The sequence below is a fragment of the Pseudomonas sp. PHC1 genome (genome assembly GCF_046487845.1).
GTDB classification, from domain to species: domain Bacteria; phylum Pseudomonadota; class Gammaproteobacteria; order Pseudomonadales; family Pseudomonadaceae; genus Aquipseudomonas; species Aquipseudomonas sputi.
Map to the genome: position 1 here is coordinate 26015 of NZ_JBJXHJ010000026.1, position 12784 is coordinate 38798.

The 12784-nt window shown below is 59.0% G+C and carries 11 protein-coding genes and 2 tRNA genes; 1 reads left to right on the forward strand and 12 read right to left on the reverse strand.

Going from position 1 to position 12784, the window contains the following annotated elements; translation table 11 throughout:
• Window positions 1–232: 232 nt before the first annotated feature.
• The 4 genes from ACKJSM_RS25050 to ACKJSM_RS25065 all read right to left on the reverse strand — a co-directional run bounded on the left by ACKJSM_RS25050 (window position 233) and on the right by ACKJSM_RS25065 (window position 4232).
• Window positions 233–502, reverse strand: coding sequence for a bacteriocin immunity protein (locus tag ACKJSM_RS25050; RefSeq protein ID WP_410239182.1), 270 nt, complete (start codon window positions 500–502; stop codon window positions 233–235).
• Window positions 503–511: 9 nt separating this feature from the next.
• Window positions 512–1759: an S-type pyocin domain-containing protein gene (locus ACKJSM_RS25055; protein ID WP_410239183.1), complete on the reverse strand. Its 1248-nt coding sequence runs from the start codon at window positions 1757–1759 to the stop codon at window positions 512–514.
• Between the two features lie 223 nt (window positions 1760–1982).
• Window positions 1983–2059 (reverse strand) — tRNA-Met (locus tag ACKJSM_RS25060).
• A gap of 115 nt (window positions 2060–2174) precedes the next feature.
• Window positions 2175–4232 carry a methyl-accepting chemotaxis protein gene (locus ACKJSM_RS25065; protein WP_410239184.1) on the reverse strand — a complete coding sequence of 686 codons (2058 nt, stop codon included), beginning with the start codon at window positions 4230–4232 and terminating at the stop codon, window positions 2175–2177.
• Window positions 4233–4565: 333 nt separating this feature from the next.
• On the opposite strand from ACKJSM_RS25065, the gene ACKJSM_RS25070 reads away from it, so the two are divergent.
• The gene (locus tag ACKJSM_RS25070) at window positions 4566–5783 is read left to right on the forward strand and encodes an MFS transporter (RefSeq protein WP_236182245.1); all 1218 of its coding nucleotides are present in this window, start codon (window positions 4566–4568) and stop codon (window positions 5781–5783) included.
• 63 nt (window positions 5784–5846) lie between these two features.
• On the opposite strand, the gene ychF is transcribed toward ACKJSM_RS25070, so the two are convergent.
• The 8 genes from ychF to ACKJSM_RS25110 all read right to left on the reverse strand — a co-directional run bounded on the left by ychF (window position 5847) and on the right by ACKJSM_RS25110 (window position 12771).
• Window positions 5847–6947: a redox-regulated ATPase YchF gene (gene ychF, locus ACKJSM_RS25075; RefSeq protein WP_410239185.1), complete on the reverse strand. Its 1101-nt coding sequence runs from the start codon at window positions 6945–6947 to the stop codon at window positions 5847–5849.
• 22 nt (window positions 6948–6969) lie between these two features.
• Window positions 6970–7554 carry an aminoacyl-tRNA hydrolase gene (gene pth / locus ACKJSM_RS25080; RefSeq protein WP_007951726.1) on the reverse strand — a complete coding sequence of 195 codons (585 nt, stop codon included), beginning with the start codon at window positions 7552–7554 and terminating at the stop codon, window positions 6970–6972.
• 171 nt (window positions 7555–7725) lie between these two features.
• Window positions 7726–8328 carry a 50S ribosomal protein L25/general stress protein Ctc gene (locus ACKJSM_RS25085; RefSeq protein WP_236182243.1) on the reverse strand — a complete coding sequence of 201 codons (603 nt, stop codon included), beginning with the start codon at window positions 8326–8328 and terminating at the stop codon, window positions 7726–7728.
• 141 nt (window positions 8329–8469) lie between these two features.
• Window positions 8470–9411: a ribose-phosphate pyrophosphokinase gene (locus ACKJSM_RS25090; protein WP_003171603.1), complete on the reverse strand. Its 942-nt coding sequence runs from the start codon at window positions 9409–9411 to the stop codon at window positions 8470–8472.
• A gap of 47 nt (window positions 9412–9458) precedes the next feature.
• A tRNA-Gln gene (locus ACKJSM_RS25095) sits at window positions 9459–9533 on the reverse strand.
• A gap of 37 nt (window positions 9534–9570) precedes the next feature.
• Complete coding sequence (gene ispE, locus ACKJSM_RS25100) at window positions 9571–10422, reverse strand: 4-(cytidine 5'-diphospho)-2-C-methyl-D-erythritol kinase (RefSeq protein ID WP_410239186.1); 852 nt, start codon at window positions 10420–10422, stop codon at window positions 9571–9573.
• A gap of 3 nt (window positions 10423–10425) precedes the next feature.
• Window positions 10426–11043, reverse strand: a complete 618-nt coding sequence (gene lolB, locus ACKJSM_RS25105) for a lipoprotein insertase outer membrane protein LolB (protein ID WP_236182241.1) — start codon at window positions 11041–11043, stop codon at window positions 10426–10428.
• Between the two features lie 3 nt (window positions 11044–11046).
• Entirely contained in the window at window positions 11047–12771 is a 1725-nt protein-coding gene (locus ACKJSM_RS25110) for a tetratricopeptide repeat protein (protein ID WP_236182240.1), read from the reverse strand.
• Between the last annotated feature and the right edge of the window lie 13 nt (window positions 12772–12784).

A 12784-nucleotide genomic window follows, 5' to 3' on the forward strand; every position in this document is an offset into this window, starting at 1 on the left:
AGGGGAGCTTGTCGGTCAATCGGGATGGCGATCAAATCGACTTGCCGGGATGCAGAGGCCTGATCGAACGAATAATCCTCTTCGTACGCTTTTCGCACCCGGTTCCTACGGAATCTGGCTGATCTGCAGAGGAGGCCACTTTTCTCGAGGCATAAAAAAACGGCCTATCTTTTGGTAAGCCGTTTTTAATACTTAGTAGTGTGAAGTCATTTCAGTGATTGACCATGAATCTTCACTTCTTGAATCCTGGCAGTCCGTTTGCTTCATGCCATGCCGCGACTGTACGGGCTATGCCAGAGGACGACGTGTCAGCACCTGGCTCAGGGTAGTAGATAAGATCCATCTTGCTCGGATGCCCAACGATCTTGTTGAAGTGCAGCAATAGAATATCTGCACGGTCATCTGTAGGTGCCTTGTCTTCCTTTCTGATCTCGTCAATGAACTCAACGAAGTCTTGTTCGGTGTAATCAGAGAAATTGCTTTTGATGAAGGGGTCGCTCATGCAGTTGCCTCAATCCTGGTGTATTTCGACGTGATTTTTAGGAGTGTGGACCCTCAGGTTGTCAACGTTATAGACCTCGCCGCCTTGAGATATCAGTTCCACATGATGAATTTCGTGAGAGATTCTTTTACCAGCCGCATCAGCTAATCGGGCGCGAGGCGCCTTTCCGTTGCGCATACGCTCCAAGCTATCTTCGCTGAGTTGCCCGGCTAGCCTGGTATCTTTTGATGCTTCGGCCCAGAAGGCGCGTCTGAATGAATCAAAGCTGGAATATTCACGCCCTCTTAGCGAATCGGCAATGCTGGTTGGGATTGGCGCACCAGATCCCCCCCGGGCATGGTCAAGCCATATCCCGGAAACATCCTCCCCAACCCCCGTCACCGTCCCAGGCGTTAATCTCGCCGGTTTCGAAAACACCACATACAACGACTTCAGCCCGGTCTCCGCCGGAAACACAAGAATACAATCCTCGGCGGTGATGTCTTCGCCGGGCAGGATTTCAATCTGGCTGTCGGTGTTCGCCGCGATCGGATGGACGAGAATCGTGCTGAGTGGTTCGCCGTGTTCCGGATACACCAGCGGCGGCATCGATCCCAGCGGCCCGCGTTGCGGCGTCCACAAAATCGTGATGCCGTTGAGCTTCGCCTCCATGGCGGTCTTGTCGCTGTTCCACTCGACTTTTACGGTGCGCACCGAGTCATCGCCCGAAGCGCCGGTGTGAATGCCGTAAACCTGCATGACCCCTTCGGCATCACGCCGAAACTGAAAGCGCACGCGAGTGGTGGCGCGGCTCATGCTGCGTAGCTGTTCATCAGTGTGAAGCGTGCCGTCGCCCATTCGGGTCGGGAGCATCCCGAGGATAAACACGCTGGCCGGGCCTCCCGCACCGCGGATTGCCCAATTAAGGCGCTGCTGCAGGATTCCACCACCGGCCATGCGCCCCAACGCCAGATCGGCGCCGATGGCTTTCGCTACGGCGTGATTGGCAGCGGGAATGCGCAGGGCGCCTGCCACCATGACTTTGCCGAAGTGAGAGGCGGGCTCAGGTGTTGTGCCGGCATCCGTTCGACACCAGTTGTCCGGTGTGCAGGACTTGGCAAATACCAGATCGTCGCGGGGCGTCGGGGTGGGCCATTCGTCTGTCCGGATATAAACGGGTTCTGGTGGCGGGGGTGGAATCCATCCGGTCCATGTCGCGTTTTCGCTCGGGCGTTTTCGACGCCACTCATCGTCGAAAAGGAATTTGTTCAGGTCCATGACCACTCCCTGTCTGTCCGGGAATCGAGACAGGGGAGCTTGTCGGTCAATCGGGATGGCGATCAAATCGACTTGCCGGGATGCAGAGGCCTGATCGAACGAATAATCCTCTTCATACGCCTTTCGCACCGGGTTCCTACAGAATCAGACCGATCCAGCGGGGAGGCACTTTTCTCGAGGCATAAAAAAACGGCTTACCTTTCGGTAAGCCGTTTTTAGTACTTGGTGGCTACACAGGGACTTGAACCCCGGACCCCAGCATTATGAATGCTATGCTCTAACCAACTGAGCTATGTAGCCAAGTGGCGCGCATTATTCCCCTGAAATGGAAAAGCGTCAAGCGTAAATTCAAAATATTTCTTCTTATTTTCAACCGCTTATCCTCCCGCACCGAAAATCGGGGCGGGAGGGGCTTTCAACGCAGCTGAAATCTTCCGGTGTTGGCACTCAAGGCATGGCTGCCCTGACTCAAGGTGTCCGCCGCAAGGTTCACCGCCCGCGCACCTTCAAGCAGGCGGACCGCCGCCTGATCCACCTGCTGGATATTGCCGCTGACCTCATCGGCGGTGCTCGCCTGTTCTTCGACCGCCGTGGCGATCTGGGCGAGGGTGTCGGTGACGCTCTGCACGGCGCTGGCGATTTCCCCCAGGCGTTCGCCAAGTCCGGTGACCGCCTCGGCATCCGATTGCGCCTGGCCGCACGCTGCTTCCATCAGGCTCACGGCTTCGTTGACCGTATTGCGCAGACTGTCGACCGTACCGGCGATCTGCGCGGTAGACGACTGCGTACGCTGCGACAGGCTGCGTACCTCGTCGGCCACTACGGCAAAACCCCGCCCTTGTTCACCGGCGCGAGCGGCCTCGATGGCGGCGTTGAGCGCCAGCAGGTTGGTCTGTTCGGCGACGCCACGAATGGTATCGACCACCAATTGAATCTGCTGCCCTTGCTCGCTGACCCGGCCGAGCGCTGCTGCGGTTTCGTTCAGACGCTGATTGAGCTGTTGAATACTTGCTGTAGTGCGCTGGCTGTCACGGCTGCTGTCGGCAGCGATGCGCCGGGTGTGCTGGGCACTGCCCGACGCCTGTTCGCAACTCTGCGCCACGCCTTGAGAAGTCGCTGCCAGTTGTGTGGCCGCTGCGGCGATCTGGCTGATCTGCAATTGCTGCGCCTCGACTTCGCTGAGGGCGCCGCTGGAGTGTTCATTGAGGCTGCGCACGGCGTTGCTCAGTTGCGAAGTCTCGTGATCGACACCCAGCAGGCTGGTGCGCAATTGCACCACCGCCACGTTGAGTGCGGTGCTGATCGAGGCCAGTTCATCGCGACCCACGACTGGCACTTGCAGGCTCAGATTACCGTCGCGCAAAGCCTCAGCCAGCAGTGTGATGCCGCTGGCGCTACGACGGATCGAGGCTTGCAGGCAAACGAACAAGTACAGCGCCGCCAGCAACAGCAAACCGAAGACCGTCGCCACAACGATGAACTGACGAATCGCCGATCCATGGTAGTCATCCAGCCGCTGATCCAGCGATACCAGCGATTGCTGGCGCAGCGTGGCGAGGTTGCCGAGCAGGGCATCGAGGCTGCGCTCGAACGCTTCAGGCTTGAGATTGATGCTGCCGCCGAATACGCCGTCATCCAGCACTTTCAAACCCGCATCCAGTTGTTTGAGGCTGTCGTGATACTGCCCGGCCCAGTTTTGCAGGGCTGGCGGCAGACGCGCTTCGAGCAGGCCTGCGGTTTTCACCAACTGCTCGCGGGCATCACCGATGCGGCTGCGCAAGTCACGCAGTTGCAAACGGCTTTGCAGAGTGAACTGGCCGGAAACCACGGACGCCTGGCCGACAGCTGCCAGTCGGCCGACGCGTTCGATCAGGTCCGGTGCGTGCTGGGTGGAAATCTGCGTCAGCAGATAGGTTTCCAGCCACGGCGCAAGAATCAGGCGATTATCCATCGCGATTTGTTCGCGCAGCGCTTGCAGGGCGCTGAGTGCGTTGGTGAAGCGATCATAACCGTCTGGCCACCAGCCAACACCGGAAAGGCTTTTCGAGTCCAGACCATTGAGCGCGGCTTGCAGGGCCTGATAGCGGGTCAGTGTTTCGCCTTCCGCGCCTTCGGCTCGCAAGGCATTGCCCAGATCCAGTGTGGCCTGAGCAACGGCAGGCTGCACAGCATCGAATGCGGCCATCGCGGCGAGGGTGGCGGGCGTCGGCTGACGGTTGGTTTCCGTGGCGCGCCAGCGGGCGGCGCGGTCGCGTTGGGCGGCGAGCAGGTTGTCGAGCGCATCGAGGGCGAGCAACTGCCGCACGCCGGCACGTTCGCCAGCGATCAGGTTGAGTTTTTCGCGATAGTCCTGGCCGATCATCAACAGGCTGCCGGCCAATGGAAGGATAAACAGTAGAAACAACAACTGGAATTTACGCGCGAAGCCAAACCGCCCCAGCAATCCGATCCCCGGTGATAAAAAAAACTGCATGCCCCATGACTCCTCTGGACACCACGCACCATCGGCGTGCATCGCGGTCGTTGCGACCGGGATTGGTGCCCTGCTTAAAGGCCTCGAAAGTTCACCCTTACCCGCTCTGTAGGCCGGCTCTGTAGCGAAACTTCCCATTCTCGATGCCCTTTGTAAGGGCGCCGCGTTCAAGCGGATAAGCAAGGCAAGATTCAGACCATGGCGTTGCGCTATCACTTGCGACGCGACGATTGAATAGTTCGTTAGCTGGCTAAGGGGATGGCGCTGGCGCACCGAAAAATGGCACATTGACGCACCTGCCCGCGTGCACCCATCTGCAGTCCGGAAACTCCCATGGCTATCAGCAACGTTCAGACCGCCGCTGCCTCGGCGTCCGCTCCTCCCCAGAGCAGTCCACTGGTGATGCGCATCATCGGCGCGGTGGCGCTGGCGCATTTGATCAACGACCTGATCCAGTCGGTGCTGCCGTCGATCTATCCGATGCTCAAGGCCAACTATGGCTTGAGCTTTACTCAGGTCGGCCTGATTACCCTGACCTTTCAATTGACCGCTTCGCTGTTGCAGCCGTGGGTCGGTTATCACACCGACCGGCACCCGAAGCCGTGGCTGCTGCCGGCAGGTTCCGTGTGCACGCTGATCGGCATCGTGATGATGTCGATGGTCGGCAGTTTTCCGTTGATTCTGCTGGCGGCGGCGCTGATCGGCATTGGTTCATCAACCTTTCACCCCGAGGCTTCTCGTATCGCCCGCCTGGCTTCTGGTGGGCGTTTCGGTCTGGCGCAGTCGACGTTCCAGGTCGGTGGTAATGCCGGTTCGGCCTTCGGCCCGTTACTCGCGGCGGCGATCATCATTCCTTTCGGTCAGGGCAACGTGGCGTGGTTCGGGCTGTTCGCAGTGTTTGCGTTGTTCGTGCTTTATCGCATCAGCCGCTGGTACGCCCATCACCTGAACCTGTTCAAGCTCAAGGCTGGCCAGGCCGCCACTCATGGACTGTCGAAGGGCAGGGTGACCAGTGCGTTGGTGGTGCTCGGGCTGCTGGTGTTCTCCAAGTATTTCTACATGGCCAGCCTGACCAGTTACTTCACCTTCTACCTGATCGAGAAGTTCGACCTGTCGGTGGCAAGTTCCCAACTGCACCTGTTCCTGTTCCTCGGCGCGGTCGCGGCGGGCACGTTCTTCGGCGGGCCGATTGGCGACAAGATCGGGCGCAAGGCGGTGATCTGGTTCTCGATCCTCGGCGTGGCGCCGTTCACGCTGCTGATGCCACATGTCGATCTGTTCTGGACCAGCGTCCTGAGCGTGGTGATCGGTTTCATCCTCGCTTCGGCGTTCTCGGCGATCGTGGTGTATGCGCAGGAACTGGTGCCGGGCAACGTGGGGATGATTGCCGGGGTGTTCTTCGGTCTGATGTTCGGTTTTGGCGGGATTGGTGCGGCGTTGCTCGGGCATCTCGCGGACATTCACGGCATCGAATACGTGTACTTCCTGTGCTCGTTCCTGCCGCTGTTCGGGGTGCTGGCGATCTTCCTGCCGAAAACCAGAAAGGCCTGACGGACTGAATTTCAGGCATAAAAAAGCCGCGTATCGAACGCGGCTTTTTATTGGGTGCGGCTTTTACACGTTGAAGCGGAAGTGCATCACGTCGCCGTCCTTGACGATGTAGTCCTTGCCTTCCAGACGCCATTTACCGGCTTCTTTGGTCCCGGCTTCGCCCTTGTACTGGATGAAGTCGTTGTAGGCGATCACTTCGGCGCGGATGAAGCCTTTTTCGAAGTCGGTGTGGATTACGCCGGCGGCTTGCGGTGCGGTGGCACCGACGCGGACGGTCCAGGCGCGGACTTCTTCGACACCGGCGGTGAAGTAGGTCTGCAGGTGCAGCATTTCGTAGCCGGCGCGGATCACGCGGTTGAGGCCGGGCTCTTCCAGGCCCAGGGCCTCGAGGAACATGTCTTTCTCTTCGCCGTCATCCAGCTCGGCGATTTCCGCTTCGATCTTGTTGCAGACCGGAACGACCATGGCGCCTTCTTCTTCGGCGATGGCCTTGACCACGTCCAGGTGCGGGTTGTTCTCGAAACCGTCTTCAGCGACGTTGGCGATGTACATGACCGGCTTGGTGGTCAGCAGGTGGAAGCCCTTGATGATCGCCTTTTCGTCGGCGCTCATGTTCTTCATCAGGCTGCGTGCAGGCTTGCCTTCGGTGAAGTGCGGGATCAACTGCTCCAGCAGGGCCTTCTGGGCCACTGCGTCCTTGTCACCGCCCTTGGCGTTGCGCGAAACCTTCTGCAGTTGCTTCTCGCAGCTGTCGAGGTCGGCGAAGATCAGTTCCAGGTCGATGATTTCGATGTCGCGCTTCGGGTTGACGCTGTTGGAAACGTGGATCACGTTTTCATCTTCGAAGCAGCGCACAACGTGGGCGATCGCGTCGGTTTCGCGGATGTTGGCCAGGAACTTGTTGCCCAGGCCTTCACCTTTCGACGCGCCGGCCACCAGGCCTGCGATGTCGACGAATTCCATGGTGGTCGGCAGGATGCGCTTCGGATTGACGATGGCCGCCAGGGCATCCAGACGCGGATCCGGCATCGGCACGATGCCGCTGTTCGGCTCGATGGTGCAGAAGGGGAAGTTCTCGGCCGCGATCCCGGATTTGGTCAGGGCGTTGAACAGGGTGGACTTGCCGACGTTAGGCAGGCCGACGATGCCGCAATTGAATCCCATGGTGTTTCCCCTCGGATTAGAGTCAGGCCTTCTGGCTGTGCAGGTTTTTCATCGCGCGGTTCCATTCACCGGCGAGGATATCCGGCAGCACGCCGAGGGCAAAGTCGATGCTGGCATCGAGTTTTTCCTGTTCGGCGCGTGGCGCACGACCCAGGACGAAATTTGAAACCATACTGGCGACGCCCGGGTGGCCGATGCCAAGCCGCAGGCGGTGAAACGTATTCTGATTGCCCAATTGCGCAATGATGTCGCGCAACCCGTTGTGACCGCCATGGCCGCCGCCGACTTTGAGTTTGGCGACGCCCGGAGGCAGATCGAGTTCGTCATGTGCCACCAGGATCTCTTCAGGCTTGATGCGGAAGAAACCGGCGAGTGCCGCCACGGCCTGGCCGCTGCGGTTCATGTAGGTGGTGGGAATCAGCAGACGAACATCCTGACCCTGATGCGAAAAACGCCCGGTCAGGCCGAAATACTTGCGATCGGCCACGAGATTCACGTTCTGTGCGTGGGCGATGCGCTCAACAAAAAGGGCCCCTGCGTTATGCCGGGTCTGTTCGTATTCAGCGCCTGGATTTCCCAGGCCAACGATCAGTTTGATGGCAGTCACGATAGGGGCCCTTCCTTTGAGTGGTGGATAACATCGCCGCGATCAGGGAAGGCGGCGAAAGTGGACGAAAAATGCTCATTTACCATGGATGTAAACTCCGCGTTCCCGCCCGCTTTCTCGCTACGTTCCAGTCCGCGATGTTACCTGCTCACTCAGGCATGACAGAGTGAATTACTCTGCTGCGCCTTCTTCGGTAGCTTCTGGAGCAACACGTGGAGCGTGGACGTTGGCAACAGCCTTGTCATCGCCGTGTGCCAGAGCAACGAACTCAACGCCTTTAGGAGCCTTGAGGTCCGACAGGTGAACGATGGTGCCGATTTCAGCGTTAGCCAGGTCGACTTCGATGAACTCAGGCAGATCTTTCGGCAGGCAGGAAACTTCGATCTCGGCAACAACGTGCGAGATTTCGCCGCCTTTCTTCACTGGAGCCGCTTCGTTGATGAAGTGCACAGGAACGATAGCGGTCAGTTTCTGGCCAGCTACAACGCGTACGAAGTCAGCGTGCATCACGTGGCCTTTGGCCGGGTGACGTTGCAGAGCCTTGATGATTACGTTTTGCTTGGTGCCACCAACGTTCAGTTCGATAACGTGGCTGTAGGCCGCTTCGTTTTCGAGCAGTTTGGCAACTTCTTTGGCCAGCATGCTGATGGATTCAGGGGCTTTTTCGCCACCGTAAACAACAGCTGGAACCAGGGCAGCGAGACGACGCAGGCGGCGGCTCGCACCTTTCCCCAGGTCGGAACGCAGTTCAGCATTCAAAGTAAAATCGTTCATTTTGTATCTCCAAAATAGCCATGACCGAGTGGCGTTTGCGACCAGCGCCGAACACGGTATGGGCAAAAAAGCCCCGCCCCGGCAGAGATGCCGGGGCGGGGCGCTTTTCGTCAACGAGACATTTCGCGAAGGGCAGGGCCCTTAACGGAACATCGCGCTGATCGATTCTTCATTGCTGATGCGGCGAACCGCTTCGGCAACAACCGGTGCGATATCCAGTTGACGGATACGTGCACAGGCTTGTGCTGCAGCGGACAGCGGGATGGTGTTGGTGACCACCAGCTCGTCCAGCACGGAATTTTCGATATTCTCGATGGCCCGACCCGACAGCACAGGGTGTGTGCAGTAGGCAAAGACCTTGGCTGCGCCATGCTCTTTCAGGGCCTTGGCCGCGTGGCACAGGGTGCCGGCGGTATCGACCATGTCATCGACCAGAATGCAGGTACGCCCTTCGACATCACCGATGATATGCATCACTTCAGAGTGATTGGCTTTCTCACGGCGTTTGTCGATGATCCCGAGATCCACGCCCAGGGATTTGGCAACGGCACGTGCACGCACGACGCCACCAATGTCCGGGGACACGATCATCAGGTTCTCGAAGCGCTGATCTTCGATGTCATCCACCAGAACCGGGGAGCCGTAGATGTTATCTACCGGAATATCGAAGAAGCCCTGAATCTGGTCAGCATGCAGATCAACCGTGAGAACACGGTCGATGCCGACTACGGTGAGCATGTCAGCAACGACTTTCGCGCTGATAGCCACACGTGCGGAACGCGGACGGCGATCCTGACGGGCATAACCAAAATAAGGAATAACAGCAGTGATACGAGTAGCCGAGGAGCGGCGGAAGGCATCAGCCATCACTACCAGTTCCATCAGGTTATCGTTGGTCGGAGCGCAAGTCGGCTGAATAATGAAGACGTCTTTACCACGAACGTTTTCATTGATCTCGGCTGTAATTTCGCCGTCGGAAAATTTACCGACAGAGATGTCACCGAGAGGGATATGCAGCTGACGTACGACACGCCGAGCCAGATCGGGGTTAGCGTTCCCCGTAAAGACCATCATCTTGGACACGCGCAGTACCTGAAGGCTGAGGGTATACCTGGATGAGTATAGGAAAATGGCAGGGGCGGCTGGATTCGAACCAACGCATGGCAGGATCAAAACCTGCTGCCTTACCGCTTGGCGACGCCCCTGTATCTATTGCTTGCAAGTGCCGGGCACTTGATTCCTTTAGAGCAGACTTTGCAGCTTGCGATGCAACATCGAAACGTTGCTTCCTTTTGCTACAAACCCTGTAAGGGTCTCTGTCAGAAGGGCCGAGACTTTATCAGCTTCAGCTTTGCTTGGGAAGCCCCCAAACACACAACTTCCAGTTCCGGTGAGTTTTGCTTCGGTAAAATTACCTAACAAATTCAATGCGTTACGTACTTCCGGGTAACGCCTCGAGACCACCGGCAAGCAGTCGTTTCGACTGTTTCCCTCGGGAACGGGGCGCACTTTAATGGGCGGCGTGTTACGTGTCAACAAAGGATCTGAAAAAATTTCTGCCGTACTAACAGAGACTTGCGGAACGAGTACGACATACCACGGTTCGGCGGGCTCGACCGGGGTCAGTTTTTCGCCGACACCTTCGGCGAAAGCCGCATGGCCACCCACGAACACCGGCACGTCGGCGCCCAGCGTCAGGCCCAGTGCCGCCAGGCGATCTTGATCCCAACCCAGTTGCCACAAATGATTGAGACCAAGCAGCGTGGTGGCCGCGTTCGAACTGCCGCCACCGATGCCGCCGCCCATCGGCAGGATCTTGTCGATCCAGATATCAATGCCGAGCGAGCAGCCGGATTGCTCCTGCAGTTTTTTCGCCGCGCGCACGATCAGGTTGCTGTCGTGGGGCACGCCGTCGAATTCGGTGTGCAGGCGAATAATGCCGTCGTCACGCACGGCGAAGGTGATTTCGTCGCCGTAGTCGAGGAACTGAAAAAGCGTCTGCAACTCGTGATAACCGTCTTCACGGCGACCGAGAATGTGCAGCATCAGGTTGAGTTTGGCCGGCGAGGGCAGCGTCAGGCGTGCAGCGGTCATGCGTTATTGCCCCAGTTTGCGCGGTTGCCAGGTCTTGATGACCAGCGTCACGTCCAGATCGGTGCCGTGCAGCTTGATCCGCTCGGGCAGCCAGTAACCGTTCTGTTCGGCATAACCGAGGTATTCGACCTGCCATCCATCCTGATCCAGATTGGCCAGGCGACTGTTGCCGTCCAGGGTCAAGCGGCTTTTGCTGTCCGGGGCCGGAAGGCCGCGAACCCACCAGGCCAGATGCGAGACCGGCAGTTTCCAGCCCAGTTGCTCTTCGATCAGTGCTTCCGGAGTTGGTGCTTCATAGCGACCCTGATTCGCCACTTCCAGTGACACCGCGCCCGGGCGGCCGGTCAGCCGCGCCGCGCCGCGACCCAGCGGGCCGGACAAGCGGATGTCGTAGTAGCCCTGACGTTGCAGCCAGAACAGCGTGCCGCTGCCCGAGTCTTTCGGCGCGCGGATGCCGATCTTGCCGTCGATCTGCCAGCCGTCGAGACCGGTCAGTTGCTGTTTGTTCGCGGCCCATTGGGCAGGGCTGCCATGGCCCTCGACGGATTCACGGGCGCCGAAGCCCGCGCAACCGGCGAGCAGGGCGATGAAGCTGAAAACGATGACGTGGCGCAAAAACATGAGTTAAAGAGTCTCGGATCCGGTCAGGCGCTTGATGGTGCTGCGCAGGATGGTGCTGTCGGGTTGGTCCTTGAGGAACTTGCCCCAGATTTGCTTGGCTTCGCGCTGCTTGCCTTTGGCCCACAGTACTTCGCCCAGATGAGCGGCGACTTCGTGATCGGGGAAGCGATCGAGGGCCTGGCGCAAGTATTTCTCGGCGTCTTCCAGATTGCCCATGCGAAAGTTCACCCAGCCGAGGCTGTCGAGCACTGCCGGGTCTTCCGGATTGATCTGGTGGGCCTGCTCGATCAGCGCCTTGGCTTCGGCGTAGCGGGTCGTGCGGTCGGAGAGGGTGTAGCCGAGGGCGTTGAGGGCCATGGCGTTGTCCGGATCGCGCTTGATGATCAGGCGCAGGTCTTTTTCCATCTGCGCCAGGTCATTGCGTTTTTCCGCCTGCATCGCGCGGGTGTAAAGCAGATTCAGATCGTCCGGGTACTGCTGCAACGCTTGTTGCAGGACTTTCCAGGCCTTGTCGCCCTGATTGTTGGCGGACAGGGTTTCGGCTTCGATCAGGTACAGCTGGATCGCGTAATCCGGCTGCTCATCGCGCTCGGCGGCCAGTTTGCTCTGGGCTTCGGCGGTCTTGCCGTTGTTCATCAGAATATCGGCCTGACGCAGTTGCGCCGGCAGGTAATCGTTGCCCGGGCCGACCTGGGCGTACTCGATGAGCGCGCCTTGCGGATCGTTGCGCTCTTCGGCGATGCGCCCCAGGTTCAGATGCGCCGAATCGACATGGCTTTCCCGGGCGATGAGGTCTTCCAGATAACCCTTGGCCTCGTCCCAGGCCTTGGCTTCCAGGCAGACCAGTGCCAGGGAGTAACGAAGCTCGTCGTCTTCCGGGTATTGCTGAACCAGGGTGGAGAACTCGACCTTGGCGTCGTCCATCCGGTTCTGCTCTACCAGCATCCGCGCGTAGGTCAGGCGCAGGCGTTTGTCGTCCGGATACTTCTTGATGCTCTTTTGCAGCAACGGCAAGGCTTCGTCGCCACGACTCAGCCCTTGCAGCAGGCGTGCACGCAGCAGAATCGGGGCGATCTCGCCGTCTTCCGGCGGATTGTCTTCGAGCAGGGTCAGCGCGCCTTTGGTGTCGCCATCCTGCTGCATCAGCAGGGCCTTGCCGAAAATCAGCTGATTGTTGTTCGGGTGACGCTGCAACAGGCGGTCGAAACTTTTCATCAGGCCGTTGCGGGTTTCCTGATCGGTATCGGCGGCCGACAGTGCGAGGAAGTCGAAATGGGTGTCGCCCTTGCCCTGCAGGACTTTCTCCATATAGACCATCGAGTCGTCATAACGCCCGGCGCGGGCCAGTTGCACGGCGGCGGCGCGTTGCGCTTCGAGGTCGTCCGGGGCGTTTTTCGCCCAGATCAGCGCGGTATCGAGAGCCGGCTGGTCGGCGCCCAGGTACTCGGCGATGCGGAACGCACGCTCGGAGACGCCCGGATCCTGGGTGTTGATGGCCTGGGTCACGTAGTTGTCCAGGGCAATGTCGAAACGATTGCGCTGGCCGGCGAGCTCGGCGCTCAGCAGACTGAACACCGTTTCCTGGCTGAACGAGCTGTAAACCTTGGGCTTTTCAGGGGCCGGCGTGGTGTCTTCGACCGGTGAGGCACCGTCCTGCGAAACGGGGGCCAAGGCCTGGCAGCCGCTGAGGAAGACAAAAGCGAGGAGCAACGCGGAAGATCTGTTCATATAGGAAGAGGAC